The sequence below is a fragment of the Luteibacter sp. genome (assembly GCF_036500425.1).
GTDB lineage: Bacteria > Pseudomonadota > Gammaproteobacteria > Xanthomonadales > Rhodanobacteraceae > Luteibacter.
In genome coordinates this window covers 1-26822 of record NZ_DASYCB010000049.1, presented here as the reverse complement: position 1 = coordinate 26822, position 26822 = coordinate 1, and the positions used below count along the sequence as shown (strand labels likewise).

23 protein-coding genes, 1 tRNA gene and 1 riboswitch are annotated in these 26822 nt (G+C 63.7%); of the genes, 12 read left to right on the top strand and 12 right to left on the bottom strand.

Annotated elements, in window-relative coordinates:
• Positions 1-30: 30 nt before the first annotated feature.
• The 4 genes from VGN46_RS12000 to VGN46_RS11985 all read right to left on the bottom strand — a co-directional run bounded on the left by VGN46_RS12000 (position 31) and on the right by VGN46_RS11985 (position 4460).
• Positions 31-1548: a SulP family inorganic anion transporter gene (locus VGN46_RS12000; RefSeq protein WP_331643929.1), complete on the bottom strand. Its 1518-nt coding sequence runs from the start codon at positions 1546-1548 to the stop codon at positions 31-33.
• Positions 1549-1560: 12 nt separating this feature from the next.
• On the bottom strand, positions 1561-2250 hold the full coding sequence (locus VGN46_RS11995) for a carbonic anhydrase (RefSeq protein WP_331643928.1): 690 nt from the start codon (positions 2248-2250) through the stop codon (positions 1561-1563).
• Between the two features lie 216 nt (positions 2251-2466).
• Positions 2467-2808, bottom strand: a complete 342-nt coding sequence (locus VGN46_RS11990; protein WP_331643927.1) for a hypothetical protein — start codon at positions 2806-2808, stop codon at positions 2467-2469.
• 263 nt (positions 2809-3071) lie between these two features.
• Positions 3072-4460: a carbohydrate porin gene (locus VGN46_RS11985; RefSeq protein ID WP_331643926.1), complete on the bottom strand. Its 1389-nt coding sequence runs from the start codon at positions 4458-4460 to the stop codon at positions 3072-3074.
• 215 nt (positions 4461-4675) lie between these two features.
• On the opposite strand from VGN46_RS11985, the gene rnt reads away from it, so the two are divergent.
• The 6 genes from rnt to phoU all read left to right on the top strand — a co-directional run bounded on the left by rnt (position 4676) and on the right by phoU (position 10085).
• Positions 4676-5335, top strand: a complete 660-nt coding sequence (gene rnt, locus VGN46_RS11980; RefSeq protein ID WP_331643925.1) for a ribonuclease T — start codon at positions 4676-4678, stop codon at positions 5333-5335.
• A gap of 145 nt (positions 5336-5480) precedes the next feature.
• Complete coding sequence (gene pstS, locus VGN46_RS11975; protein ID WP_331643924.1) at positions 5481-6503, top strand: phosphate ABC transporter substrate-binding protein PstS; 1023 nt, start codon at positions 5481-5483, stop codon at positions 6501-6503.
• Positions 6504-6621: 118 nt separating this feature from the next.
• A complete protein-coding gene (gene pstC, locus VGN46_RS11970) occupies positions 6622-7653 on the top strand; it encodes a phosphate ABC transporter permease subunit PstC (RefSeq protein WP_331643923.1) in 1032 nt (343 codons plus the stop codon).
• Positions 7653-8519, top strand: coding sequence for a phosphate ABC transporter permease PstA (gene pstA / locus VGN46_RS11965; RefSeq protein WP_331643922.1), 867 nt, complete (start codon positions 7653-7655; stop codon positions 8517-8519). Before pstC ends, pstA begins: the two co-directional genes overlap by 1 nt.
• Positions 8520-8601: 82 nt before the next feature.
• Positions 8602-9345: a phosphate ABC transporter ATP-binding protein PstB gene (gene pstB, locus VGN46_RS11960; RefSeq protein ID WP_331643965.1), complete on the top strand. Its 744-nt coding sequence runs from the start codon at positions 8602-8604 to the stop codon at positions 9343-9345.
• Positions 9346-9368: 23 nt separating this feature from the next.
• A complete protein-coding gene (phoU, locus tag VGN46_RS11955) occupies positions 9369-10085 on the top strand; it encodes a phosphate signaling complex protein PhoU (protein WP_331643921.1) in 717 nt (238 codons plus the stop codon).
• Between the two features lie 109 nt (positions 10086-10194).
• Here the strand turns inward: phoU and sugE are convergent, their stop codons facing one another.
• The 4 genes from sugE to rnr all read right to left on the bottom strand — a co-directional run bounded on the left by sugE (position 10195) and on the right by rnr (position 14643).
• Positions 10195-10512 carry a quaternary ammonium compound efflux SMR transporter SugE gene (gene sugE / locus VGN46_RS11950; RefSeq protein ID WP_331643920.1) on the bottom strand — a complete coding sequence of 106 codons (318 nt, stop codon included), beginning with the start codon at positions 10510-10512 and terminating at the stop codon, positions 10195-10197.
• Positions 10513-10744: 232 nt separating this feature from the next.
• The gene (locus VGN46_RS11945) at positions 10745-11017 is read right to left on the bottom strand and encodes a CBU_0592 family membrane protein (RefSeq protein WP_331643919.1); all 273 of its coding nucleotides are present in this window, start codon (positions 11015-11017) and stop codon (positions 10745-10747) included.
• Entirely contained in the window at positions 11014-11760 is a 747-nt protein-coding gene (gene rlmB / locus VGN46_RS11940) for a 23S rRNA (guanosine(2251)-2'-O)-methyltransferase RlmB (RefSeq protein ID WP_331643918.1), read from the bottom strand. Before rlmB ends, VGN46_RS11945 begins: the two co-directional genes overlap by 4 nt.
• 3 nt (positions 11761-11763) lie before the next feature.
• Positions 11764-14643: a ribonuclease R gene (rnr, locus tag VGN46_RS11935; protein WP_331643917.1), complete on the bottom strand. Its 2880-nt coding sequence runs from the start codon at positions 14641-14643 to the stop codon at positions 11764-11766.
• A 126-nt stretch (positions 14644-14769) separates the two neighbouring features.
• On the opposite strand from rnr, the gene VGN46_RS11930 reads away from it, so the two are divergent.
• Both VGN46_RS11930 and VGN46_RS11925 read left to right on the top strand, forming a co-directional pair.
• Positions 14770-14854, top strand: a tRNA-Leu gene (locus VGN46_RS11930).
• A gap of 62 nt (positions 14855-14916) precedes the next feature.
• Complete coding sequence (locus tag VGN46_RS11925) at positions 14917-15261, top strand: hypothetical protein (RefSeq protein WP_331643916.1); 345 nt, start codon at positions 14917-14919, stop codon at positions 15259-15261.
• A gap of 191 nt (positions 15262-15452) precedes the next feature.
• On the opposite strand, the gene VGN46_RS11920 is transcribed toward VGN46_RS11925, so the two are convergent.
• From VGN46_RS11920 to VGN46_RS11905, 4 genes are all read right to left on the bottom strand, one after another.
• Positions 15453-16043 carry a hypothetical protein gene (locus VGN46_RS11920; RefSeq protein ID WP_331643915.1) on the bottom strand — a complete coding sequence of 197 codons (591 nt, stop codon included), beginning with the start codon at positions 16041-16043 and terminating at the stop codon, positions 15453-15455.
• A gap of 85 nt (positions 16044-16128) precedes the next feature.
• Positions 16129-17007: an ADP-ribosylglycohydrolase family protein gene (locus VGN46_RS11915; protein WP_331643914.1), complete on the bottom strand. Its 879-nt coding sequence runs from the start codon at positions 17005-17007 to the stop codon at positions 16129-16131.
• A gap of 162 nt (positions 17008-17169) precedes the next feature.
• Complete coding sequence (locus VGN46_RS11910) at positions 17170-18966, bottom strand: RICIN domain-containing protein (protein WP_331643913.1); 1797 nt, start codon at positions 18964-18966, stop codon at positions 17170-17172.
• A 234-nt stretch (positions 18967-19200) separates the two neighbouring features.
• On the bottom strand, positions 19201-21177 hold the full coding sequence (locus tag VGN46_RS11905) for a CocE/NonD family hydrolase (protein ID WP_331643912.1): 1977 nt from the start codon (positions 21175-21177) through the stop codon (positions 19201-19203).
• Between the two features lie 156 nt (positions 21178-21333).
• Between VGN46_RS11905 and VGN46_RS11900 the strand changes: the two genes are divergently transcribed.
• The 4 genes from VGN46_RS11900 (at position 21334) to gcvP (ending at position 26731) form a co-directional block, all read left to right on the top strand.
• Entirely contained in the window at positions 21334-22191 is an 858-nt protein-coding gene (locus VGN46_RS11900) for a LysR substrate-binding domain-containing protein (RefSeq protein WP_331643911.1), read from the top strand.
• 14 nt (positions 22192-22205) lie between these two features.
• Positions 22206-22829 (top strand): LysE family translocator, encoded by a 624-nt coding sequence (locus tag VGN46_RS11895; protein WP_331643910.1) that lies wholly within the window; start codon positions 22206-22208, stop codon positions 22827-22829.
• Positions 22830-22950: 121 nt separating this feature from the next.
• Positions 22951-23472 carry a type II toxin-antitoxin system HigB family toxin gene (locus tag VGN46_RS11890; protein WP_331643909.1) on the top strand — a complete coding sequence of 174 codons (522 nt, stop codon included), beginning with the start codon at positions 22951-22953 and terminating at the stop codon, positions 23470-23472.
• Between the two features lie 253 nt (positions 23473-23725).
• A riboswitch (glycine riboswitch) is annotated at positions 23726-23819 on the top strand.
• Positions 23820-23860: 41 nt separating this feature from the next.
• Positions 23861-26731, top strand: a complete 2871-nt coding sequence (gene gcvP, locus VGN46_RS11885; protein ID WP_331643907.1) for an aminomethyl-transferring glycine dehydrogenase — start codon at positions 23861-23863, stop codon at positions 26729-26731.
• Positions 26732-26822: the final 91 nt, after the last annotated feature.

Sequence of the window (26822 nt, the reverse complement as noted above, 5' to 3'; positions counted from 1 at the left end):
TCCCATCGCGCGCAAGCGCGCTCCTACAAGCTAGGCGGCTTGGCGTGAGCCCTCGACGCGGCGGTTCAGTTCCTGCCAGTCGACGATCAACTCACAACCTCGCTTGGAGGCGTTACGACCCCATTCGCGCAGCAGTTCCAGTGAGGCCTGATCGACATGCAGCAGCTGGTCCATGGATACCTGCAGGCGGGTGTTCGGCGGGACACCTTCCAGCGTACGGGCCATGGTCGGCACCTTCAGGAACGTCGCGGAACCTTCGAGATGCAGCGTGGCATGGCCCGGTTCATCGTGGTGCTTCACGTCCATCTTCAGCTTCGACGAAAGCAGCGCCAGACGGAACAGCGACAGACCGAAACCGACGATCACACCGGTCAGCAGATCGGTCGCCACGATGGCGACGGTCGTGGCGACATACACCGCCGCGGTGCCCTTGCCGTAGGCGGCGAGCTCCTTGATCTGTTTCGGGTTCACCATCTTGATACCGGTGAACACCAGGATGCCGGCCAGGCACGAGACCGGCGTCATGCGCATCAGCCACGGCAGCAGCACCACGAAAGCCAGCAGCCAGCCGCCGTGCAGGATGGCCGCCATGCGCGTGGCCGAACCGGCCTGCACGTTGGCCGCACTGCGCACGATCACGCCCGTCATCGGCAGCGCGCCGAGGAAGCCGCAGATCATGTTGCCCACGCCCTGGGCGGTCAGCTCACGGTCGTACTTGGTGCGCACGCCATCATGCATGCGATCCACCGCCGCGGCCGAAAGCAGGGTTTCCGCACTGGCGATGAAAGCGAACGTCACCGCGGCGATGAGCAAGCTGCTATCGAACAACCCAAACAGGCTGCCCATGCTCGGCAGGCTCACGGCCGAAGCCAGGTTCGCCGGCACATCGACGCGCTTGATGTCGAGCGCGCCCAACTGCGCGGTCAGGGTCATCGCGATCACGGCTAGCAAGGCGCCGGGGACGAAACGCAGTTTCGCCGGGCGCAGCTTTTCCCAGCCCAACATGATGGCGATGGTGCCTGCGCCGATCATGAGCGCTGTTGCGCCCTGGCCTTCGCCCGCACCGGTGACCGCTTCGAGCGCCGCGGCGGGGAGTGCCGCAAAGTTCTCGAGGCCACGCGCCATCGGGATCGCATCCATCAGCACATGCGCCTGCGACGCCACGATGAGGATGCCGATGCCGGACAACATGCCGGCGACCACGGCGGGCGACGTCATGCGGAACCACACACCGACCTTACACAGGCCGGCGACCACCTGGATGAGGCCCGCGAGCAGCACGACGGGGCCGAGGGCCGCCACGCCGTGCTCACGCACCAGTTCAAAGACCAGGACCGCGAGCCCCGCCGCCGGGCCGCTGACCTGCAGCGGTGAACCGGCGATGGCGCCGACGACAAGACCACCCACGATACCCGTGATCAGACCGGCGCTGGGCGGCATGCCCGAGGCGATGGCGATACCCATGCACAACGGCAGTGCGACAAGAAAAACGACCACCGAGCCGAGGAGGTCGCGGCCAAACAGGCCCTGGGAGAAATAAGTGCGCATGTGGAGCTTCCTTTAAGCGGCAGACGCGACAGCCACAGGCACCGAGAAACGGGCGTGCGGCGTGGCGTCACGGACGTCGGCCGGATTCGTCGCGAGCTGATTGAACCGGCCTTCCAACGGATCGAAGGCGGTGATCTCCGTCTTCGCGATGTCGTAGATCCAGCCGTGGATACGCAGGCTACCGTTCGCCATGGCGGCCGCCACGGCAGGCAAAGTGCGCAGGTGTTCCAGCTGGCCCACGACGTTTTCTTCGGTGAGGTAACGCAGGCCTTCCTCGCCCTGGATCGTCGGGCGATTTTCGGCGACGACGTAGCGCGCCACATCGGCATGCTTCAACCACTGCTCGACCGAGGGTTTGCCCTTCAGCGCGGCAGGATTCTGCAGGGCCTTCATCGCACCGCAATCGGAATGGCCGCAGATGACGATGTGCTGCACCTTCAGTGCGGTCACGGCGTATTCAATCGCCGCGACGACGCCACTGACGTGCTGGGCATAAGGCGGCACGATGTTGCCTACGTTGCGGTAGACGAACAGGTCGCCCGGCTGCGCGTTGAACATCAGCTCCGGCATGATCCGCGAATCGGCGCAGGTGATGAACATCGTGTGCGGGGTCTGGCCGGAAGCCAGGCGCGCGAAGGTCTCGCGCTGCTCGCTGGTCATGTCGCGGCGGAACTGGTCGAAGCCCTGGATGAGACGGTCCATGGTGGTTTCTCTCTTTGCGTGAGGGATGGGGGTTGCAGGCACAGGGGCCCGCCGGCGTGCCGTCAAAACGGCGCGCACATGTATTCGGTGAGGAGTTGCTACGGGTCTTCTGTAGGAGCGCGCTTGCGCGCGATCGCTCCTCGCCTCGATATCGCGACGTAACCGGATGTTCCGGCACGGACATCGCGCGCGAGCGCGCTCCTACAGGGGGGGCGGTTACGCGATGGGGGGGCGCAGCTCGAAGCTGTGGTGGTGCGCGTGGGGATCCGGCGTCATCGCCGTGGGGCGCGTGGCGATGCCACGCGCGACGTGCAGCGCGTGCTCGCGCGGTACGTCGAAGGTGTCGTCGAGGCTGACGGTGTTGTCCTCGAGCGAGGGTGCCGGCTCGATATCGTCGCCCGTGGCGGTGTCATCCAGGGCCAGGGTGGCGTGGATGGCGTGCTCCAGTGGTGCATCGCAAGGCGTGGCCTGCACCGACACGCATGCGACGAACAGCGCGAAAAGCACGAAGGTCGTGCTTGCTGCGCGGCGCATGAAGGTGGTGAGGAAGTGGCCCATGTAGGCGAACCTAGCCAGCGTTCATGACAGTTGCAAGTGGTGCGGGGCAGCACATTCAGGATTTCCCACGTGCAAGCTCCAAAAACAAGGCGCAGCGCACACTTACGAAGCCATGCACACCGGAATGACACGGCTTTGGTTCAGCATTTGGCCGTCTTTACGACGCACCACGGCGTGAGACGATTCGGAGCGAGATCAAAAAAACGGCGGGCTTGCGCCCGCCGTTTGGTTCTTCCCTGAGTAGAACTCCGTTCTGATACCGCTTAGAAGCTAAGCATGCCCCAGACGCCCACTTCGTTCGTCTTGTAGTGGTACGGGGTAGCAACCGGGCCGTCGAGCTTGTTGTGCTTGTAGACGAGTGCCATCTTCAGATTCTTGAGAACGTCGTAGGAAACACCGGCGTTGTAGTACTTGTCCTTGATCTTCTCTTCCACGTCCGTCAGGTTCGTGTACTTGTAATCGAGGTTGTCGTAGCGAGCGAACACGGCCCACTGGTCCATGAACTTCCAGTCAGCCCACAGCGAGTAACCGTCGGCCTTGTCCTTCTTGGTGTTGTTCGCCGCGCCAACGCCCGGGGTCAGGCCGGTGCCGGTGTAACGCAGGATGTCGTCCCAGTTCTCGGAGTGGAAGTATTCCACGCCCGCGCCCCAGGTCTTGTCGCGCCATGCCAGCAGGGCGTCGCCGCGCGTCGCGGTGCGGGTATCCGCGCCGTTCTCGACGTCGTTACCGCGCTTGCCGCTGTAACCACCGACGGCGATGACCATCTGCTCGATCGGCGAGTAGCCGAAGCGGGCTTCCGTATCCACCGACTTCGAACGGCTCAGGTTGCGGTAGCCGCGACCATTGACGACGGAGAGCTGGTAGTTGACCGAGTTGTCACCGGTCGTCGCGCCGAGGGCATGGATACCCCAGTCGGACGAGTTGCCGAACGCGCCAACGCCGCCAGCGGTCGCCGTGCCGCCGCTACGGCCGCCTTCAAACGAACGGTCGGTGATGGTGTTCTCGACGTAGCGGTAGCCGTACCACTTCTCGACGAACGGGATCCAGGGCATGTCGGCCGCACCGAAGCGCACCGTGAAGAGCGGATCGAACTTGCCCTGCACGTAGGCCTTCTTCACGAACAGGCTGGTGGACGACAGCGACGACTGGTAGCTGAAGTCGGTGGTCAGGTTAGCCGACCAGACGTCATCGAACTTGTGGTCGACGGTCAGGTAGAAGCGCTTGACGTCGAAGCCGGTGCCGTTGGTGGAACCGTGGCCGTCCTTCTTGGTGCTCGGCGCGGCGCCGACCTTCTCGTCGTGATCCTGGTTGGTCACGTCGAAGAACATGGTGCCGCCGATCTTGGTGTTGTCGACCAGCTTGTTCAGGGCGTCGAGCTTCTTGGCGAGCTCGTCGGTCGGCTTGGCCGAAGCAACCTGCACGTCATTGACGGCCTTGGCGGTCTCGACCTGTGCGTCAGCCTGGGCTTCCTGCTTCGCCTGCAGGTCAGCGACCTGGGACTGCAGGGCGGCCAGCTGAGCCTGGAGCTGCTGAAGGGTGGCGGCGTCGACCGTGACGCGAGCCGGCTGCTGCTGCTTGGTAGCAGCCATGGCCGAGAGGCTCGTCACGCCCAGACCGGCAGCGATAGCCACCGTGAGCAACTTGGAACGCATGGGATTTCTCCGCTAGGTATGGAAAGTGTGTGTGTGGACCCCTGTGTCCCCGCTTGAGATATTTCTGTCCGAAACTTCTCAAGCAGGTCCAACGGCGCGAAGGATGGGCGCTGGGTTTTACGGTTCGATGGTTTTTTTGTGACAAGATGACGACACGAGCACATTGGCTTAACGTCTGGTGCCGCTCTGACCGGGGGACTGGTATCCTTCACGGCATGGATACGACGAGTAACAGCACCGCCACGGCCATGGCCGGACGGTTCCGGGGGTTCCTGCCGGTGATCGTGGATGTCGAAACGGGTGGCTTCGATGCCGAACGCGACGCCCTGCTGGAAATCGCGGTCGTCTGTATACGGATGGACGCCTCGGGGCTCCTGGTGCCCGAACCGGCCGTCGCGGCCAACGTGGACCCCTTCCCGGGTGCCAATATCGACCCGCGATCCCTGGAGGTGACCGGGATCGACCCGGACCACCCGTTTCGCGGCGCCCTGCCCGAGCGGCAGGCGCTGGACCACGTATTCAATGCGGTACGCGATGCGGTGAAGGTCGCCGAGTGCCAGCGGGCGGTACTGGTCGGCCACAACGCCGCGTTCGATCTCGCCTTCCTTAATGCAGCGGTGCGGCGGGTCGGCCACAAGCGCAATCCATTCCATCCCTTCAGCTGCTTCGATACGGCGACCCTGGGCGGGCTCGCCTACGGCCAGACCGTGCTTAGCAAAGCTGTCATCGCCGCGGGGTTATCCTTTGATACCCGTGAGGCCCATTCCGCCATTTACGACGCGGAGCGCACGGCCGAACTGTTCTGCGAAATCGTGAACCGCTGGCGCCGGCTGGAGCTCGCCGAGGCCGATCGCGTGACCTCCATCGCAGTTTGAGCGATTTCGTAAGCAATTGAATATGACAGCAAATCGGCCGCTGTCATCAGCTTGAAACATTCGAAACATTTCATTGCAACACGGCAGGGCTGGAATACGGCCCGGGCGGGCTTCGCCTGACACTCATTCAACCGAGGATTCCTCCGTGTTCACACGTAAACTCCGCATCGCCGCACTGGTGGCTGCTTCGCTGTTCGGCATGGGCGCTGCCCAGGCCACCGACATCACCGGCGCCGGCTCGAGCTTCGTCTACCCCGTCCTCTCCAAGTGGTCGGCCAAGTACGCCGAAGCCACGGGTAACAAGTTGAACTACCAGTCCGTCGGTTCGGGTGCCGGTATCGCCCAGATCAAGGAAGGCACCATCGACTTCGGCGCGTCTGACGCCCCGATGAGCAGCGAAGACCTCACCAAGTTCGGCCTGGGCCAGTTCCCCAGCGTCGTCGGCGGCATCGTGCCGGTGGTGAACCTCCAGGGCGTGCAGGCTGGCCAGCTCAAGCTGACCGGCGCCGTCCTCGCCGATATCTACCTCGGCAAGATCGCCAAGTGGGACGACCCGGCCATCGCCGCGCTGAACCCGGGCCTCAAGATCCCCAGCAACAAGATTACCGTCGTCCACCGCTCGGACGGTTCGGGCACCTCGTTCAACTTCACCAACTACCTCTCGAAGGTGAGCCCGGAGTGGGCTTCCAAGGTGAAGTTCGGTACGGCCGTCGAGTGGCCGGCTGGCGTGGGTGGCAAGGGTAACGAAGGCGTGTCGCAGTACGTGCGCCAGATCCCGGGCTCGATCGGTTACGTCGAGTACGCCTACGCCAAGAAGAACAACATCTCGTTCGCGCAGATGCAGAACGCCGCCGGCAAGTGGGTCCAGCCGAACGCTGAAACCTTCGGCGCGGCCGCGGCCACCGCTGACTGGGCGTCGGCCAAGGACTTCAACCTGATCATGACCAACGCCTCGGGTGACCAGGCCTGGCCGATCACGGCGACGACCTGGATCATCATGTACAAGAAGTCGAAGAACGCCTCGCACACCAAGGTCGCGTTCGACTTCTTCAAGTGGTCGCTCGAGAAGGGCCAGTCGGACGCCGCCGCGCTCGATTACGTCGCGCTGCCGCCGACCCTGGTCCAGAAGATCGAAGGCTACTGGGCTTCGGACTTCGGCAACAAGTAATAGGCCGCTGCCATCCGGCTGACATCTAAGCCGGTCACGGTAACGTCCAACCGGGGGTCGCCGCCTAAGATCAGGCGGCGACCCTCCCGTTTGCACAGGCCCAGGAATCCGCATCCACATGCACGCCTCCGTCAGCAACGCCGTTCCCAGCGCCGAGCGCACCGCAGAAGCGGCCCGCAACGCGAAGGATACGCGCGACGACCGAATCTTCGGCTGGGTCCTCAAGGGCTGCGCCCTCATCGTGCTGCTCGCCCTGGTCGGCGCTGCCGGCTCCACGCTGTGGCTGGGCTCGGACGCGTTCCGCACGTTCGGCTTCGGCTTCCTTACCAGCGCCACCTGGGATCCGAGCAACGACCAGTACGGCGCGCTCGTCCCGATCATGGGTACCATCGGCACCGCGTTCATCGCGCTGCTTTTCGCCGTGCCGGTCAGCTTCGGCATTGCCCTCTTCCTTACCGAGATCGCCCCGCAGTGGCTGCGCGGTCCGGTCAGCTCCGCCATTGAACTGCTCGCCGGCATCCCGTCGATCATCTACGGCATGTGGGGCCTCTTCATCTTCGCCCCATTCGTGGCCGAGCACATCAAGCCCTGGCTGATGAACCACTTCAGCGCCGATCCGCCGGATGGCCAGGTGTCCTGGCTCGTCACGCACGTCCCGGCCATTGGCAAGTTCTTCTCCAGCGAATACCCCTTCTTCGGCGCTGGCGTGCTTACCGCGGGTCTGGTACTGGCGGTGATGATCATCCCGTTCATCTCCTCGGTGATGCGCGAAGTGTTCCAGACCGTCCCGACCCGCCTGAAGGAATCCGCCTATGCGCTGGGTTCCAGCACCTGGGAAGTGGTGTGGGACATCGTCGTGCCATACACCCGCACCGCGGTGATCGGCGGCGTCTTCCTCGGCCTGGGCCGTGCGCTCGGCGAGACGATGGCCGTGGCCTTCGTGCTCGGCAACACGTTCAAGTTCTCGCTGTCGTTCCTTGAAACCAGCAGCTCGATCGCCTCGACCATCGCCAACCAGTTCGGCGAAGCCCAGGGCCTGCAGCGCTCGGCGCTGATGGCGCTGGCCTTCTTGCTCTTCGTGGTGACCTTCATCGTGCTGCTGATCGCGCGCCTCATGCTCCGCCGCATGGCCGTGAAGGAGGGCAAGTAATGTCCGCCTCGCTCTACACCAAGCGCCGCGTCAAGAACGTCATCGCGATGGCGCTGAGCATGCTCGCCACGGCGATCGGCCTGTTTTTCCTGGCCTGGATCCTGTGGGAAACCCTGAGCCAGGGTCTTGCCGGGCTTAAGCCGCAGCTGTTTACCCGGATCACGGTCGACCGCGAACAAGGCGGCCTGGCCAACGCCATGGTCGGCAGCCTGATCCTCAACCTCCTCGGCATCCTGATCGCGACCCCGATCGGCGTCTGCGCGGGTACCTGGCTCGCCGAGTACTCGATGCGCTCCAAGCTCGGCCCGACCATCCGCTTCCTCAACGACATCCTGCTCTCGGCACCGTCGATCGTACTGGGCCTGTTCGTCTACACCATCGTGGTGCTGCCCTCGAAGTACCTCACCAATGGTGACGTGACCTTCTCCGGTATCGCTGGCGGTATCGCGCTGGCGCTGATCGCCCTGCCCGTCATCGTCCGCACCACGGATGAAATGCTGCGCCTGGTCCCGGGCACGCTGCGCGAAGCGGCGTTGTCGCTGGGCGTGCCACAGTGGAAGCTGACCATGCAGATCCTGGTGCGCGCCGCGCGCTCGGGCATCGTCACCGGCATCCTGCTGGCCCTGGCCCGCATCAGTGGCGAAACCGCCCCGCTGCTGTTCACGGCCTTCGGCAACAATTTCATGACGTTCAACCCGCTCGACAAGATGCCGAGCCTGCCGCAGATCATTTACGAGTACACCAAGGATCCGAGCCCGGACATCAACGTCCTGGCCTGGGCCGGTGCCTTCGTGCTGACCATGTTCGTGCTCGCGTTGAGCCTCATCGCCCGCTTCGCCTTCCGCTCCAAGGTGTCCCATGACTAACATGAACGAAGTCGCCTCCCAGCCGGGCTTCGGTACGTCGCCGCACCATGCCGGCGTCGACCTGGGCCAGGTGCCCGCGAAGATGACCGTGCGCGACCTGAACTTCTACTACGGTGAATTCCACGCGCTGAAGCACATCGCGCTGGACGTACCGGAGAAGAAGGTCACCGCGATCATCGGTCCCTCTGGCTGCGGCAAGTCCACCCTGCTGCGCATCTTCAATCGCATCTACGCGATCTACCCCGGCATGCGTGCCGCGGGCGAGATCGTGCTCGATGGCGAGAACATCCTGGATCCGAAGTACTCCATGAACCGCCTGCGCAGCAAGGTCGGCATGGTGTTCCAGAAGCCGGTCCCGTTCCCGATGACCATCTTCGAAAACGTGGCCTACGGCATCCGCCACCACGAGAAGCTCAACCGCTCGACCATGGAAGAACGCGTGGAGCAGGCCCTGCGCGGCGCCGCGCTGTGGGACGAGGTGAAGGACAAGCTGAAGCAGAGCGCGCTCGGCCTCTCCGGCGGCCAGCAGCAGCGCCTGTGCATCGCCCGCGGCATCGCCCTGAAGCCGGAAGTGCTCCTGCTCGACGAGCCGACCTCGGCGCTTGACCCGATCGCCACCAGCCGCATCGAGCAGCTGGTCGAGGAGCTCAAGAAGGACTTTACGATCGTCATCGTTACCCACAACATGCAGCAGGCTGCGCGTTGCTCGGACATGACCGCCTTCATGTACATGGGCGAGCTGATCGAGTTCGACAAGACCGAAAAGATCTTCACGAAGCCGGACAAGAAGCAGACCGAAGACTACATCACCGGCCGTTTCGGCTAAGCCCCTACTTCCCGAGGCATGCGATGAACACCCCGCACCAGCACATCATCAAGAGCTACGACGACGAGCTGAAGCGCCTGACCGGCGAAATCGTGAAGATGGGCGAGCTCGCCGTCGCGCAGCTCGAAGCCGCGATCGACGTGGTCCAGCGCCGCGACGAACGTGCCGCCCAGCGCATCGTCGATAACGACGACGCGATCGACGGCATGGAACACGATATCAGCCAGGACGTGGTCCGCCTGCTCGCCTTGCGCGCGCCGATCGCCGGTGACCTGCGCAACGTGTTCGCCGCCCTGCGCATCGCAGCCGACATCGAGCGCATCGGCGACTATGCCGCCAACGTGGCCAAGCGTTCCATTCCGCTCAGCCGCGTGGCGCCGATCAGCGCCGCGGGTGGCCTGGCCAACCTGGCCGAGCTTGCCGCCGAGCAGCTGCGTAACGTGCTCAAGGCCTACGACGAGCAGGACGCCGAGGCGGCCTACGAAGTGTGGAAGTCTGACGCCGATCTCGACGAAGCCTATACGGTGGTGTTCCGCGCCCTCCTCACCTACATGATGGAAGATCCGCGCAATATCACCCCGTGCACGCACCTGCTGTTCATGGCCAAGAACATCGAGCGCATCGGTGACCACGCTACGAACATCGCGGAGAACGTGTGGTTCGTTGTCCACGGCGAACCGCTCGTTGCGCCGCGCAACAAGAAAGACGACACGGCCAGCCCGGACTTCACCGTCAAGTAAAAACATCACTTGTAGGAGCGCGCTCGCGCGCGATGGGGCTTGCGGCACGCCCCATCGCGCGCAAGCGCGCTCCTACACGCGTTGTGGCGCCCGCAGGCAGCAGGGTATTTCAGGCGGTGGTGAGTTTGAGGCCGATGATGCCGGCCACGATCAGCCCCACGCACAGCAGCCGCAAGGGCTGCGCGGATTCGCCGAAGAGCATGATGCCGAGCGTTACGGCACCGACCGCGCCGATACCCGTCCACACCGCATAGGCAGTGCCGAGCGGTAGCTTCTTCGTCGCCAACGCAAGCAACACGATGCTGATGACCATGGCCGCCCCGGTAAGGACGCTTGGGACGAGCTTCGTGAAGCCCTCGGTATATTTCAGGCCAACGGCCCACGCGATCTCGAAAAGACCCGCGACGAAAAGGATGACCCAGTACATGCTAGTGGCTCCGCCAGGGCGGGGTCGTCCCCGCGGCGTGTGTCGCGCCACCGGGTCGTCCCGGTGGGGAAACCCGCATTGCGCAGGTTCATTGGGCATTTTACCAAGCCAGCCTGACCGCCGTGTAACCCCGTGGCCGGGGAACACCTATCCCTGTAGGAGCGCGCTTGCGCGCGATGGGGGGTTACCGCAAGCACCCATCGCGCGCGAGCGCGCTCCTACAAGAGGCCGGTTACGGCAGGATTTGCGCGGCTTTGCGCGTGCGCACGCCGCGGACGATGCCGTAGACGCTGATCAGGAACCACGCCATCTCCTGCAGGAACGCAGGGAGGTTGAACGTGCCGAAGATCAACGAAAGCAGGATGCCGAACGCACCGAGCAGGTTCATCACCTGGTACGGATAGCCCTGCCCCGAGAGCTTGTGTGCCTGGAGCAGGAAGAACGCGACCAGGACCAGGGCAACGCCCAGGAGGCCACACCAGTCATGCCACAGCAAGCTACTCATTTTTTCACACCTCGCTGGCGCAGGGCCTCGAACAACACCACGCCGGTCGCCACGGAAACGTTGAGGCTCTCCATGTTGCCCGGCATCGGGATCTTCGCAACGAAATCGCAGATTTCACGGGTGAGATGGCGCATGCCATCGCCCTCGCCGCCGAGCACCAGGGCCGTCGGGCCCTTCAGGTCGACCTGGTAGATCGACTTGTCGGTTTCACCGGCCAGGCCAGTGATCCAGACGCCAGCGTCCTTCATCGTGCGCAGCGCACGGGCGAGGTTGGTGACCGCCACCAACGGCACGATATCCGCACCGCCGGCCGATGCGCGACGCACCGTGGGCGTAAGGCCCACGGCACGGTCCTTTGGCACGACGACCGCGGTGACCTTCGCCGCCGCGGCGCTGCGCAGGCAGGCGCCGAGATTGTGCGGATCGGTCACGCCATCGAGCACGAGCACGAGACAATCCGGGCCCGCCTTTTCCACCAGGCTTTCCAGGTCGTTCTCGCCGAGCATGGGCGGGGTTTCATAGCGGGCGACGACGCCCTGGTGGCGCGCTTCGCCACTCATCTTCTCGAGCTGATCCTTGCCCATCGTCCGTACCTGGATGCCGTGCTTGCGCGCGGCGGCCAGGATCTCGCTGATGCGCGCATTCTTTGAGTTCTGCTCAACGAGCAGTTCACGAATGCGCTCCGGGTCGTTCGCTAGCGCGCCTTCAACCGGGTTGATGCCAACAATCCACGTTTCAGTCATGACTTACCGCTTGCCTTTGTTCGGTCGCGGCGCGGCTTTCTTGGCCGTCGCCTTCTTCGCGGGGACCGGATGTTCGCCCGTCGCCTTCGTTGCTACGTTCTTCGCTGCGTGTTTCGTAGCGGCCGGCTTCGGTGCACCGCCCTGCTTCGCCGGCGGCCGGTTCGAGGCAGCGGGCTTCGCCGAGGGGGCGTGCGCGGTCGACTTCTTCGCCTGCGGCACGGGTGGCAGCGCGGGCAGCGGCTGGCTCGTCGCCGGGGCGGACGGAGCAGCCTCGTTACGACGTTTCGCCGCGGGCGCCTTGGCCGGCGGTGCCTTCGCGGGGTGAGCCTTCGCAGCCGGTGCCTTCGGCGTCGCCGCTTTCACGGGGGCTGCCTTGACCGGCGCGGCTTTCGCAGGGGCGGCCTTAACCGGCGTCGGAGCCTTGACCGGTGGCACCTTCGCTGGCTGCGCCCTGGCTACAGCTGCCTTCGCCGCGGCTTTCTTGCCCGCCAGCTTCTCAGCCACCTTCTTGACCACGCGGCCGAAGGCGCGGCCCACCTGGGCCACGGCACCGGTCTGCACGACCGGCGGCGGTGCCACCGGCGGCGCAGGTACAGGCTTCGGCAACGACTGCAGGCGTGCCTTCAGGCGGAAGTCGATCTTGCGGTCTTCCATGCTTGCGCGCAGGACCTGCACGCTCACGTAGTCACCGAGGCGGTAACGCTCGCCCGTGCGATCACCCGCCAGCAGGTGGCGTACCGGATCGAACTTGTAATAGTCGTTCGGCAGCTGCGAGACATGCACAAGGCCGGAGACACGCGACGCAGCGAGTTCGACGAACAAGCCGAACGACGTGACACCGGTGATCGTGCCCGCGAATTCTTCGCCCACATGCTTTTCCATCCACGCGCACTTGAAGCGCTCGTCGACATCGCGCTCGGCTTCTTCCGCACGGCGCTCACGCTGCGAGCAGTGCACCGCCATCGCGGACATCTGCGTTTCGGTGTACTCGTAGTCAGCCGGCTTGCCCTTGGTGAGCGCGTAACGGATCGCGCGGTGCACGAGCAGATCGGGGTAACGGCGAATCGGCGAGGTGAAGTGCGCGTATGCATCGAGCGCAAGGCCGAAATGGCCATCATTGCTCGGCAGGTACACCGCCATGCTCTGTGCGCGCAGCAGCACCGACTGGATCAGCTCGGCCTCGGGGCGATCGTGCACCTTCTTTAGCAGTGCCGAGAAGTCTGCCGGGGTGACTTCGTCATTCGGCGGCATCTTCAGCTTGAATTCGCGCAGGAACTGCAGCAGGTCTTCGTACTTCTCGACCGGCGGCGGCGCATGGACGCGATACAGCGCGGGAATCTTGCGTTTGGAGAGGAACTTGGCCGCCTGCACGTTCGCGGCGATCATGCATTCTTCGATCAGCTTGTGCGCATCGTTACGATCCGTGGCGCCCATCGCCATGACATCGCCTGACGGCGTCAGACGGAACTTCACTTCCGGCGTTTCGAAATCGATGGCACCGCGACGCTTGCGCGCCTTCGCCATGGCCTTGTAGAGGCGATGCAGGGTTTCAACCTGCGGCAAGACCTCGGCGATTTCCTCGCGCACGGCCGGGTTGCGCTCGCCGACGGCCTGCCACACCTTGGTGTAGGTAAGCCGCGCGTGGGAGTACATCACCGCTTCGTAGAACTTCGAATGCTGTACTTCGCCCTCGGCGTCCACTTCCATGTCGCAGACCATGCACAGGCGATCGACCTTCGGGTTCAGCGAGCAGATGCCGTTGGAGAGGGTCTCCGGCAGCATCGGCACGACGAAGCCGGGGAAGTACGTTGACGTGCTGCGCTCGTAGGCTTCCGCATCGAGCACGGTGCCGATGGGCACGTAATGCGACACGTCGGCGATCGCGACGATCAGGCGGAAACCACCGTTCTTCAACGGCTCGGCATACACCGCATCGTCGAAGTCGCGGGCGTCCTCGCCATCGATCGTGACCAGCGGCAGGTCGCGGATATCGACCTTGCCCTTGCGTTCGGCGGGGGTGACCTTCGGTTCCACCTCTTCCGCCTGGCGGATCACCTGTGGCGGCCACTCGTGCGGGAGGTCGTGGCTGGCGATGGCCATTTCGACCACCAGCGACGGCTGCAGGCGGTTGCCGAGGACGGCGCGAATGGTGCCCAGCGGGCCACGGTGCGGCGTCGGCGGATCGGTAATCTCGGCGACCACGATCTCGCCCGAACGCGCACCGGCGTCGCGGCCGGCGGGGATCATGATGTTCTGATGCAGGCGGCGATCATCCGGCTCGACCAGGGTCACGCCGTTTTCGACGACCACACGACCGACCAGGCGCGGCGAGCGACGCTCCAGCACTTCGACGATGGCGCCCTGGCGGCGGCCCCGGCGGTCGATACCGACCACGCTGGCCAGCACCCGGTCGCCATGCAGCACGCTACGCATCTGGGAGGGCGACAGGTACAGGTCTTCCCCGCCCTCGTCGGGGCGCAGGAAGCCGTAGCCCTCGGCATTGGCAATCACGCGGCCCGGGATCAGGTTGAGCTTTTCAGCCGGCGCGTAGCCGTTGCGGCGGTTACGCAGCAACTGGCCGTCGCGGACCATGGCACCCAGGCGCTTGTCCAGGGCATTGATCTCGTAATCGGTGAACAGGCGCAGCGAGCGGGCGATGTCCTCGGCCAGCATCACCTCACCGCGTTCCTCCAGCAGGGCCAGGATCGCCTCGCGGCTGGGGATGGGATTCTCATAGCGCTGCGCTTCGCGCGCGGCGTGCGGGTCGGCGACCGCCGAGGCCGGCGGATGGCCGCCGAACTTGGCCAGCGCCTTTCCGGGGCGGCTCGCCTTGGGCTTACGGGGCCCCTTGCGGGCTCCGGAAACTTTGCTTTTCTTCGTCACGTAAAGACCTTGAAGGGGGGAAGTGACAGTTTTCTACTTCCCGTTTTGGAAAATCGTTGACAAGTGTATCTGACCTGCCTAATCTACGCGGCTCACGGGGCAGCAACTGCTGTCACCGAGACACCTGCCCAGGTGGCGGAATTGGTAGACGCACTAGTTTCAGGTACTAGCGGGTAAAACCGTGGAGGTTCGAGTCCTCTCTTGGGCACCAATTATAAGACAAAGCCTCGCAGCGATGCGGGGCTTTGTTGTTTCCGGGGTTCGAAAACGCATATGACCCGTCAGCCAAGTCATTCAACGGCCGAACTTTCGCCGGAAGCCACGGCCCTGCTCGCACAGGCGCAAGAAGCGCGAGCCGCCATGGAACGTGCTGCGCGCGACACCACCACGGCCGCGGACGAGTTGCGCCGTTACGCTAAATTTTCGAAGCCCGGTCAGCCCTCGGCGCACATCGTGCAACTCCGCCAGAAGCAGGCGGCGGCACGTATCGATTCAGCGCGGGCCAGGCAAGCGTTCCTGAAAGCCTCCCAGGCCTTCGTCCACGCCGCCGCCCTGACCCTCCCACCCCGCACCCCACTCGAAACCTACATGCAGCAGTGGCTCACCCCACCCCTGTAGGAGCGCGCTTGCGCGCGATGCTTTTGCACCCCACTCCGTAAGGCGTACCACCCGCGAAAACCATACGCGAGGTAATTAAGGATGACCGCCTTCCTGTCGTATCACCTGACGCCTCTAGCACCGGCTCGTCGCTTGTCCACGTTGTATTCCCGCCGAAAGCGACGCGTCACCGCAAGCGGGAAAGTAGTCCACTAAATCACGCGCGACATCCGCCTCATATCGCCGTTCTCGAAACGAGCCACGCTGGCCTGCGTGGCGGAGCCCGTGAACTCCCGAACAAAAGCACGCCCGATATCATCTTGCTCAATCACACCGAAGCGTCCCGGAACAAGCCGACCGAGCCAGGCTACATAGCCCGGCGTATGCGCATTGCCAGCGATGATGCCAGGCCGGAAGATCGCGAGGCGCTCGAAGCCGATCGCCTCAATCGCCGCCTCCTTCATACCCATGACGCGCACGTAACGGAAACGACTCTTCGGATCGCTGCCTACGGCCGACAATAGCGAGAAGTGGTTAATCCCGCCCGCATGACACCCGCGGGCAAAACCGCCGACCACGCCAACCTCAAGCGCTTTCAACTGATCCTCGGTCCATTTCATGCTGCCACTGCCGACGCCGACGCAGGAGGCCGCGTAGACCGGGTCACCCTGCCCTACCAGGTCCTGGGCAAGCCTTGCGACGTCGTCCGTGAACCCGTTAGCACGGGTGTCCAGCGCGACCTGCCGCACACGAGGGTCGGCGGAAGCGGGCACCTCCCTGCGATTCACCATGACCACTTCCACGCAGGCGGGCTCCGCAAGCGCTGCTCGTACCACAGCGGCCCCAACCTGCCCCGTACCACCGATGATCAATACGCGGAATGCCATGTCATCCAGCCTCGTTCAAAAGCGCTTCAAGCAATGGCCTACCGCGGAGCGCCTCGCGCCAGGCGAGGGGAATGCCCTCCAGGCCGAATCTGATCCCCGCGATGCCGCCGGTAACCGCAGCCGTCGTATCGGTGTCGTTACCCAGGCTTATGGCCCCGCGAACCGCTGATGAAAAATCCGCCGCCCTGTCCATGGCTTGCTTGGCGGACCACAAGCAGTCGACAACATATCCGGTGCCGCTCACGGCTGAAGCGTTAACAGGGTCCAGGACACGTTCCACCTCTTCGTCTGGAAAACCAACGTCGGGCGCTTCCCTCCGCAATACCACCTCGGCATCCACCCAGCTCTGTACCGAACCCGCCATTTCCGCCCGGGCCCACAAGCAATACATCGCACACGCGACACCCGAGCGTGGATGGCCGTGTGTCGGGAGGCTCTGTTCCCACGCCATCTGGATCAACGAACGATCGTCGCCCTCGTGCCAGAGCGCCAGCGGAAGCACCCGCATCAGAGCGCCGTTGCCGTTCGATCGTTCCGTCGCGGGCCCTGACTTCCGCGGAGACGCGCCGCTTCGGAGTGCCTGCATCGCCGCACCCGTTTGCAGGCCCACATCGAAAACATGGCCATCCACCGCCATGTAGCCCCAGTCAATCCAGTTGACCAGGCGCCGTGAAAAGTCATCAAGATCAAGCGTGCCGCAGTGCTTTAACGAAGCAAGCAGGCACAGCGCCTGCGCACCATCATCCGACCACGTGCCGGAAGGCACATCCGAATGCGAGCGATCAAAGTCTTTCGGCGGGACGAATTCAATCAGCGAGGCAGCCGGAATGTCGAGTGGATCATGGAACTCATAAGGGACGCCCAAGGCGTCGCCAATCAAGAGCCCCTCCAATCCCGGCCGGAGCCTTTGCGACATCTGTCCCACGCTTCCTCCTGGAGATTCGCCTGAGCGACTTGTCGCCCAGCACGGTAGGAGAAAGATAGTGCCTGCGCCGCTTTACGGTAAAGGGCGGCCTTCATACCGCCCTTTACCTACCCCTTATTACGCTTCAGGCACGATGCCGACGCGTAGCACGATGGGCGTCCAACGTTGCTCAGGACCGGTCGCGCCGTAGATGCCCGCCCAACCGGCCGGGATGCCTCCGGCAGCCGTACCGAAGGGCGCGGGCTGGAGCTCCCCTTCCACCGGCGCGCGCGGATACCCCGCCCACGGTTTCAGAAGTGCGTTGTGCGGGTTCTCGGGAATATCATCAAATCGGCCGGGGTCGGCGACTACGCGTAACTTGCCGTCGTCCACGAATAGGCGGTTCTGGCTATTACCCATCGCGCTATGGATGCGATCCGCGCGCCATTGCCAGGTTTGGCTCGTACCGAGCGAACATGCTCCCATGGCCACGCTCCCACCGGCAATGTCGGCCTCAAGGCACTCACCGCTCTGTCGATTCACGTAGCGTCGCTCGCTATCCAGGCCCCACATCTGAGCGCGATCCCGCGCATCACAGGCCGCCATCACGACATTGCCCGAGCGCTGCGCCATACACTGGCCGTCTTCAGCGGCGGAGCGCAGGAGCACGGTGATTTCCCGGGTCAGATAAGGGCTGGAAAGGTCCAGTTCGAAGGACGCCGACGCCTCGACCGGACGAACCTGATGACCACTCGACATCCATTCTGAGCCCTGCCACCACCACTTGTGTTCATCGATGTCGTAGCCACCCGATACCGTGACCCGAGCCATGCCCTCGTAGACACCTGGCACTTCCCAGACGGACCACGCCGGGAGACGGGCCGTGCGCATCATGGGCGTCATGCGCTTTTCGCTGAGTTCCACGCTGTCCGCATGTTCGGCTTCAATCAACGTATCGAATAGCCGCTCGCTCAACGGCGCTTCCCAGCGAACCACACGGGCCGAAGACACCGCGCCCGCAGCGAGCGAGTAATCCTGGAAATCGAGGCGGAATTCTTCCCGTTCCGTGTGCGTGAAACCAACCGATACATTGAACGGGATCTTCGAGGCCAACCCGGCATCCGCTTTGCCATCTTCTGAGGCCCCGCTGCCGACATTCCCGCCGATGCTGATACCACGCTCCTGGATCTTGGTGTACTCGATCGTCGTACTGCCATCCGAGTGCGGGAAAAAATCGACCATGACGGGATCGTTACCCGACGCGGTCACCTCATGCGATACGTGATATCGCACCGGCAGGTAGAGGGCGCTGAGATTCCGCCCCTCTGCATGGCCGGCGTCAATGCCTGCATTCTCGGGCTTGATGTCATGCCACGTGGACACGTGGATTTCCTTGTCATCGTCGGTGCGCGTCGCGCTACGAACGACCACGATGGTGGCGCGACCGGTGATCTCATCAGACCCGGTCTCGAATACGCCCTCATGGAAGCGCTGGAGCGGCGTGATGGATGATCCGTCCGGCACATGTGTCGGGGCATTCGCCTGCATTATCGCGAGTGCCTCAGTGGCCCGCGGCGTCCATTGCGGTCGCCACGGGACAGTGGTGTCAGTGGTGTCAGTGGTGTCAGTGGGTCTGAGCATGGACACGTCCCCGCCCGTGCCACGCACGAAGATCGTATCGCCGATGCGCGGCGAGATCCCGAAGAAGCGGGCGACCGGGCTGCGATCCGGGGTATCCATGCGGACGAGGATCGGCACGCCAGCCTCGAACTGCTCAGAAAGCCACGCATGCGCGTCACCCGGCTCGTCAAGCTGGCTGGCTCGCGCCTCAATGATGCCGCGGACATTCTGGAACGTCGCATGCGCCGACTGCGCAAGTAGGGCAAGGCTGATGGCAGCGGTAAGGGAAAGGATGGAACGGGGGGCAGATTTCATAACGTCTCCTTGTCGTGTAAGGCCCGGTGCGACCATAGGGCATTGCCTGACAAGAAGGATGAAACGCCGCACATATCTAGCCTGTGCGGCGATGTTTACAACCCCGCTGCATCGGCGACGATTGCCGACGCAGCGAGCCAATGTCGATAGTTCCGCCGGTATACGTCAGCGAAGGCTTACAGGATTTTCAGCCTTTGCGGACGTCGTTACTCGGCGCCGGCCTTGGTGCGCAGTTCAATCGACACGGTTTGCGCCACGCCCGACGACCGGCAACCACACCGCGCTCGGCTGGCTATCCGAGCGAAGAACGCTGATCGTCGCCGCCCGGTAGTCAGCTGGTTTCGCATTGAAGATGTTCGGTACGTAGGTCTGCGGGTTGCGGTCGTAGAGCGGGAACAAGGACGACTGAACCTGCACCATGATCCGGTGACCCGGCTGGAAGACGTGGTTTACATTGGGTAGTTCGAACTTGTAGGTCTGCGGTGTATTAGCCGGGATCGCCGATGGATGTTCGAAGCTCTCGCGATAGCGGCCGCGCAGGATGTCCATGGCGATTGCCATCTGGTAGCCGCCTATCGAGGGGTCGCTGGGTACCGATGAGGGGAAGACGTCGATGAGTTTCACAACGAAGTCGCCGTCAGTGCCCGTCGTCATCGCCCGCAAGTCGGCAACGGGAATGCCCTGCACGCGCACCGCCGAGGTCAGCACCGGTGTCTCGTACGAGAGCACGTCGCTGCGACCATCGACGAAGCGCTGGTCGTGCACAAGCCATGAGCTCCACGGGATGTACCCGGCGTAGTCCGAGCCATAGCCGAAGAACGGGTCGAGCACCGGGCGAGGGAGGAAGGGAACCGGCTTGGCGGGATCGCTGACATAGGTATCGGCCGCCTCTGCGTCACCGGGCTTGTTGAACGTTAGCCCGGCGTCTTTTGCGAGGTACAGCGGCTTCAGGTGGGTACCGCAGCCGCTCGCACACGCTGTGGGCCAGTCCTGGAACGACTCCCAGCGATCATCGCCGGTGTTGTAGATAGTCACGCGGGCCAGTTTGGCGGGCTGACCGTCGCGCAGGTATTGCTCGAAGAACGGCAATACCATCTGGCGGTTGTACTGCCGCGCGGTGTCGCCCTCCCACTTGAAGGCGCCCACGGCATACCCCTTGCCATTGACCTGGCTATGCGACCACGGCCCCATCACCAGCCAGTTATTGGCGGTATGCCCGGCGGCCTTCAGTGCAAGCCAGGCGTGGTTCGCGCCCCACATGTCTTCCTGGTCGAACAGGCCCTGCTCCCACAGCGTCGGAACCGTGGAAGGTTTGGCGGCCAGGCGACGGGCCAGGTCCTGCCCCTGCCAGAAGTCGTCATACGCTGGATGCGCCATCATGCGCGCCACGAACGGCAGCTTGTCCAGGCCCCGGCTGCGGATGTAATCGCCCACCGAACCGGCGCGAAGGTATTCCTCGTATTTGTCGTAGGTGTCGGTTGGCGTCACTGCGCCCGCCCCCTTCTGCATGGTCTGCATATGTACGTAACCAAGCATCATCTGGCGGAAGGCGCCGTAGTGGAACCAGTCGTCGCCCATGTAGGTATCAACCATCGGGCTTTCCGGCACGGCGGCCTTGAGTGCCGGGTGCGGATCGAGCAGCGCCATGACAATGGTCTCGCCTTCGTACGATGAGCCGATCATGCCGACGCGGCCATTTGATTCAGGCACGTGCTTCACGAGCCAGTCGATCGTGTCCCAGCTATCGGTCGTTTCGTCGGTCTTGGTGGGATTCAACGGGCCGCGCGGCGGATACATCATGATGTACTTGCCTTCGGAGCCGTATTTGCCGCGCACATCCTGGTAAACGCGGATGTATTTCGCTTCGACAAAGGCGGCATCAGCGTGGGGCAGTGCCGTCGCCATGGAAGTGGCTTTGGCGCTACCTGCACGCTCCGCTGCGTTATACGGCGTGCGGGTAAGGATGATCGGCGCATCCTTCACACCCTTCGGCACCACGATCACCGTAAACAGTTTTGTCCCATCACGCATTGGCACCATGACTTCGCGCCGGGTGAAATCCTGCCCACCGGGGACGACGTCGTCGAACTTCTGCGGAATGTCGTCCTTGCTCACCAGGGACGCATCCTGCGCCTGAACCATGAAGGCCATACCCGCGAGGGTCGCGCCCATGACAACCGCCAGACAAGCCTGCTTCACGAATGCGTGCATCGTTCGTCCTTTCATCGGTGGAATCCCCTGAGTCGGCCCGATCTTAATCACAGCCCGTGAGTCGCGGGCAGCAAGAAGTTCTAATGCGGGCCATAAGTGCCGCTTGTACCTTACGCCAGCGCTTGCAGCCGCGCACGCTTGCCGTAGGATGGCGCCATGACCGTGCGTCTTGATATCGCCCCGCTCCGCAACTTCGTCGCTATTGCGGAAGCCGCAGCCATGAGTCGAGCCGCTGATCAGGTAGGCCGGACGCAGGCAGCGCTTAGCCAGCAGATCAAGAAGCTAGAAGAGGCTGTCGGGCAGCCCCTTATGACCCGTGGCGGTCGTGGTATCACGCTTACGGTTCACGGTGAACGCTTGCTGGCACATGCGCACAAGATCCTCCGTGCGCATGATGAGGCAGTCGCCGAGCTGACCGGCGCGAGCCTGTCAGGCCGTATTCGTTTTGGCTGCCCGGATGATTACGCACGAATCTTTCTGCCGGAATTGCTCGACACCTTTGCACGCCAGCATCCCCAGGTATTTATTGAGGTCGTATGCGCCTCGACACCCCGGCTGGTCGAGCAGCTAAAAGAGCAGTCCATCGACATCGCCGTCGTATCGTTACCGGATAGCCTGGAACGTGATCAGTTCCTGCGCTGCGAGCCTTTCGTCTGGGTGGCCGCCAAGGGCAGCGATGCTTACCGGCGTGATCCGCTGCAGCTGGCGTTATCCGATCCCGATGCGCTGGACCACATCGCCGCCACCTCCAGCCTGGAGAAGGTGAGCCGCCGTTACCGCATCGCCTACGCGAGCGGCAGTGTCGCAGGGCTAACCGCCGTCGTCCGCTCCGGCCAGGCCATTACGGTGATGACGTTGACGGGCGTGCCACCCGACTTGCAGGTGCTTCCGCCGGCCAGTGGTCTGCCAATACTCCCGTCGGTCGGCATCACGGTGGTGACGGCACGTAAAAACCCCTCGCGATTGCTGCATCTGTTCGAAGCGCACGTCCGCACCGTCCTCCCCACCCTCTAGGGCCACCCGCCGACATGGATCTGCATACCTGCCTGCTGTTCGCCGGGGCGAGTGTTGCCCTCTTCCTGATACCAGGGCCGGACATGTTGTTCCTGTTCGGACGGACCATGGCGTACGGGCGCCGGGCTGGTGTGTCGGCAGCGCTGGGGATCAATCTCGGGTCTTATGTGCACTTGTGTGCAGCTGTGACCGGGCTTTCTGCCTTGATCCTCACGTCGGCCACGGCATTCGCTGCCGTCAAATACGCCGGCGCCGCCTATCTCCTCGTCCTCAGCTGGCAGGCGTTCCGTTCAAGCAGCGCTTTCGCGACATCCGCGGGTCGTCCGGCGGCGAGCACCGCGCAGCATGTGTGGCACGGCTTTCTCAATGATGTGCTCAATCCGAAAGTGGCCTTGTTCTACCTGGCGCTCTTGCCGCAGTTCATCAACGCAGGTGACCCGCATTCGGTTCGGCATCTGCTGCTCCTCGGGCTGATTGCCAGCGCTATCGGCCTCGTGATGAGCCTCGGGTATGTATTGCTTGCCGAGCGGCTCACGCATGCGGTGCTGAGCCGGCCCGCGATTTCGCGCTGGCTGAACCGGACGCTGGGCGCGTTGTTTTTCGGGCTAGGGTTACGTCTTGCGGTCGAAAAACTGTAGCGAAAGCGGCATAGGGACTACAGAAGATCAGCGGATGCCCACACGAGCGAAGGGCGATCGCTGAAGCAACGAGCAAATTTCATCGACGAAACTAGCGCATCTTGTGTACCAGGAAACAACGATGCTTCTCAGCGGGTCGAGAATACTCCGGCAATTCGCACGAAAGCATCCCGATGCCAGACGCGCGCTCGATACGTGGACAAACCTCATTGAGTCAGGCACGTTCCGGAACTTCGCAGATCTGCGAAATGCATTCGGCAGCGCTGACGTTGTTGGTAAGTTCGTCGTTTTCGACATCCGAGGCAATCACTACCGCCTGATCGCTAACATCACGCTCCTAACGCAAGCGTGCCATGTTCTATCCATTTTCACGCACGCCGAGTACGACAGGAGACACTGGATGAAACAGCTGGTAGTTAAGGACGCTACTCCCCTGCGCTGGGAGGAATGCCGTCGGCATGCCGTTCTGCCGATCTTCAACGAGGCCGCCTACGACGTGGCGCTTGTTGCGATCAGGGAGCTTGTGATCCGAGGCGCGGGCGAGGACTCCCACCCGGAGAACGGCGAGCTCAGCCGGATCATTCTCGGATTGCATGCCTACGAGCAAATTCACCATCCGTGGCCGGCGGCTAACGAGCTTTAAGGAAGACCCGGCGCCCTGGTAAGCCCTGGGCTGGCCCGAATGCACCGGGATGGTGCTTCGGGCTGACGTGCCGCAGCGGTGTCGGGCCGGGGAGTCGCGCGCAAGCGCGCTCCTACAGGGTGAGGGGCAGGGACGCTGCGCCGGGCCGGGTTGGCTGTATAATCCCGGCCTTACCGTACGGTGGGAGAAGCGGATGGACCCGCTGCCGAAGGCGCAACGCCCGTAATCGCTCAGGCTCCCATACCATCGCGCGGCATATCACTCTGGAGAGACCGGTTAAATCCGGCGCCGAAGGTGCAAGGGGTTTCTGCCCCCAAACTCTCAGGCAAAAGGACAGAGGGGCGCCCCACGTGCCGGCACGGCACGTATTTCCGGACGCCCCTACGCCATGAGCCAGAACAACACCCCCTCGCTGCGCGATCTCGAGAACCACGGTGCGTTCATCGAACGCCATATCGGCCCGAATGACAGCGAGATCGCCGAGATGCTTACCGTGGTCGGCCACGGCTCGCTCGATGCGCTGACCGACGCCATCGTCCCGGGCTCGATCAAATCGCCCGCCCCGCTCTCCCTGCCCCGCGCGGTGACCGAAGAAGAGGCGCTGGCCAAGATCCGCAAGGTCGCCGACCGCAACCAGGTCTTCAAGAATTTCATTGGCCAGGGCTATTACGGCACCCTGACCCCGAACGTCATCCTGCGCAACGTGCTTGAGAACCCGGCGTGGTACACGGCTTATACGCCGTACCAGGCGGAGATCTCGCAGGGCCGCATGGAGGCGCTGATCAATTTCCAGACCATGGTCACCGACCTGACCGGCATGGATATCTCCAACGCGTCGCTGCTCGATGAGGCCACGGCCGCTGCCGAAGCGATGACCCTGGCCAAGCGTTCGGCCAAGTCCAAGTCGAAGGTCTTTTTCGTCTCGAAGGACGTCCATCCGCAGACCATCGAAGTGCTGCGTACCCGCGCCGATGGCGTGGATATCGAAGTGCACGTGGGTGACGACGCCGACGCTGGCACGGTCGACAGCTTCGGCGTGCTGCTGCAGTACCCGAATACCTTCGGCCGCATCAACGATTACAAGGCCCTCGCCGACGCGACCCACGCCCGTGGCGGCATTGTCTGCGTCGCTACCGACCTGCTCGCCCTCACCGTCATCGCCTCGCCGGGTAGCTGGGGCGCGGATATCGTCGTCGGCAACACCCAGCGTTTCGGTGTGCCGTTCGGCTTTGGCGGCCCGCACGCCGCCTACCTCGCCTGCCGCGACGCGTACAAGCGCTCGATGCCGGGCCGCCTGATCGGCGTTTCCGTGGATACCGAAGGCAAGCCGGCCTACCGCCTGACCCTGCAGACCCGCGAGCAGCACATCCGCCGCGAGAAGGCCACGTCGAACATCTGTACCGCGCAGGTGCTGCTGGCGGTCATGGCAAGCATGTACGCCGTGTACCACGGCCCGGAAGGCCTGGTGCGCATCGCCCGCCGCGTCCACCGCATGGCCACGATCCTCACCGTCGCCCTGCGTCGCGCCGGCGTTGCGGTCGGCAACGATTTCTTCGATACCCTGCACGTCACGGGCATCGATGCGAAGGCGATTCACGCCAAGGCCGTCGCGGCACGCATCAACCTGCGCGCGATCGATGCCGGCAGCGTCGGCATCAGCCTCGATGAATCCACCACGCGCGCCGATATCGTCGCGCTTGCCGCGGTGTTTGGCGCCGACAACGTCGACATCGATGCGATCGACGCCGAAGTCCACGACGCGCTGCCGAAGGCCCTCCTCCGCGACCAGGACTTCCTGCAGCACCCAGTCTTCAACACGCACCACAGCGAGCACGAGCTGCTCCGCTACCTGCGTGGCCTGGCCGACAAGGATCTGGCGCTGGATCGCACCATGATCCCGCTCGGCTCGTGCACCATGAAGCTCAACGCCACCGCCGAGATGATCCCGGTGACGTGGCCGGAGTTCGCCAACATCCATCCGCTGGCCCCGGCCGACCAGGCCCAGGGTTACAAGCAGCTGATCGACGAGCTCGAAGCCATGCTCGTCGAGTGCACCGGCTATGACTCGGTCAGCCTGCAGCCGAACTCCGGCGCTCAGGGTGAATACGCCGGTTTGCTCGCCATCCGCGCTTACCACCGCTCGCGCAACGAAGGCCACCGCGACATCTGCCTGATCCCGGAATCGGCCCACGGCACGAACCCGGCCTCGGCGCAGATGTGCGGCATGACCGTCGTCGTGACCCGCTGCGATGCCAACGGCAACGTCGAAGTCGAGCACATCCGCGAAATGGCCGAGAAGTACTCGGACCGCCTCGCCGCGATCATGATCACCTACCCCTCGACGCACGGCGTGTTCGAGGAAGACGTGGTCGCCATCTGCGACATCGTGCACAAGCACGGCGGCCAGGTGTACACCGACGGCGCCAACATGAACGCGCTGGTCGGCGTGGCCAAGCCGGGCAAGTGGGGCTCGGACGTCTCGCACCTCAACCTGCACAAGACCTTCTGCATCCCGCACGGCGGTGGCGGCCCGGGCGTGGGCCCGTGCGCGGTCAAGTCGCACCTGGCTCCGTTCCTGCCGCGCGCGTTTGGTAGCGAAGGCGAAGTCGGCATGGTCAGTGCCGCAACCTTCGGTTCCGCCTCGATCCTGCCGATCTCGTGGATGTACATCACGCTGATGGGTACCGAAGGCCTGCGCAAGGCGACCCAGGTCGCCCTGCTCAACGCCAACTACATCGCCAAGCGCCTCGCCCCGCACTACAAGACGCTCTACACCGGCCGTAACGGCCTGGTGGCGCACGAGTGCATTCTCGACCTGCGCCCGCTGAAGGACGCCACGGGCATCGGTGCCGAAGACGTGGCCAAGCGCCTTATCGACTTCGGCTTCCACGCCCCGACGCTGTCGTTCCCGGTGGCCGGCACGCTGATGGTCGAGCCGACCGAAAGCGAATCGCAGCACGAGCTGGATCGCTTCATCGACGCCATGATCCAGATCCGCGACGAAATCCGCGCCGTGGAAGATGGCCGCCTGGACCGGGAGGACAACCCACTGCGCAACGCCCCGCACACCGCGGCGATGGTCACGGGCACCGAGTGGACCCACGCCTACCCGCGCGAGCTCGCAGCGTTCCCGCTGCCGTCGCTGAAGCTGTCGAAGTATTGGCCGCCGGTGTCGCGCGTGGACAACGTCTACGGCGACAAGAACGTGATGTGCGCCTGCATCCCGATCGATGCCTATAAGGAAGACGCCGAGGTCTAAACCCTCGGCCATGACGGACCCGGTCGCGCCCGCGCCCGGGTCTTCTGTAGGAGCGCGCTTGCGCGCGATGGGGGTTGCCTCAAGCACCCAT

Bases quoted from the DNA above. Each gene is read 5' to 3' on its own strand.
- VGN46_RS11905 (WP_331643912.1), bottom strand. From the start codon at position 21,177: ATGCACGCATTCGTGAAGCAGGCTTGTCTGGCGGTTGTCATGGGCGCG.
- pstA (WP_331643922.1), top strand. From the start codon at position 7,653: ATGTCCGCCTCGCTCTACACCAAGCGCCGCGTCAAGAACGTCATCGCG.
- VGN46_RS11990 (WP_331643927.1), bottom strand. From the start codon at position 2,808: ATGGGCCACTTCCTCACCACCTTCATGCGCCGCGCAGCAAGCACGACC.
- rlmB (WP_331643918.1), bottom strand. From the start codon at position 11,760: ATGACTGAAACGTGGATTGTTGGCATCAACCCGGTTGAAGGCGCGCTA.
- phoU (WP_331643921.1), top strand. From the start codon at position 9,369: ATGAACACCCCGCACCAGCACATCATCAAGAGCTACGACGACGAGCTG.
- VGN46_RS11985 (WP_331643926.1), bottom strand. From the start codon at position 4,460: ATGCGTTCCAAGTTGCTCACGGTGGCTATCGCTGCCGGTCTGGGCGTG.
- sugE (WP_331643920.1), bottom strand. From the start codon at position 10,512: ATGTACTGGGTCATCCTTTTCGTCGCGGGTCTTTTCGAGATCGCGTGG.
- VGN46_RS11890 (WP_331643909.1), top strand. From the start codon at position 22,951: ATGCTTCTCAGCGGGTCGAGAATACTCCGGCAATTCGCACGAAAGCAT.
- VGN46_RS11910 (WP_331643913.1), bottom strand. From the start codon at position 18,966: ATGAAATCTGCCCCCCGTTCCATCCTTTCCCTTACCGCTGCCATCAGC.
- VGN46_RS11895 (WP_331643910.1), top strand. From the start codon at position 22,206: ATGGATCTGCATACCTGCCTGCTGTTCGCCGGGGCGAGTGTTGCCCTC.
- pstB (WP_331643965.1), top strand. From the start codon at position 8,602: ATGACCGTGCGCGACCTGAACTTCTACTACGGTGAATTCCACGCGCTG.
- VGN46_RS11925 (WP_331643916.1), top strand. From the start codon at position 14,917: ATGACCCGTCAGCCAAGTCATTCAACGGCCGAACTTTCGCCGGAAGCC.
- pstC (WP_331643923.1), top strand. From the start codon at position 6,622: ATGCACGCCTCCGTCAGCAACGCCGTTCCCAGCGCCGAGCGCACCGCA.
- rnt (WP_331643925.1), top strand. From the start codon at position 4,676: ATGGATACGACGAGTAACAGCACCGCCACGGCCATGGCCGGACGGTTC.
- VGN46_RS12000 (WP_331643929.1), bottom strand. From the start codon at position 1,548: ATGCGCACTTATTTCTCCCAGGGCCTGTTTGGCCGCGACCTCCTCGGC.
- VGN46_RS11945 (WP_331643919.1), bottom strand. From the start codon at position 11,017: ATGAGTAGCTTGCTGTGGCATGACTGGTGTGGCCTCCTGGGCGTTGCC.
- VGN46_RS11995 (WP_331643928.1), bottom strand. From the start codon at position 2,250: ATGGACCGTCTCATCCAGGGCTTCGACCAGTTCCGCCGCGACATGACC.
- VGN46_RS11900 (WP_331643911.1), top strand. From the start codon at position 21,334: ATGACCGTGCGTCTTGATATCGCCCCGCTCCGCAACTTCGTCGCTATT.
- gcvP (WP_331643907.1), top strand. From the start codon at position 23,861: ATGAGCCAGAACAACACCCCCTCGCTGCGCGATCTCGAGAACCACGGT.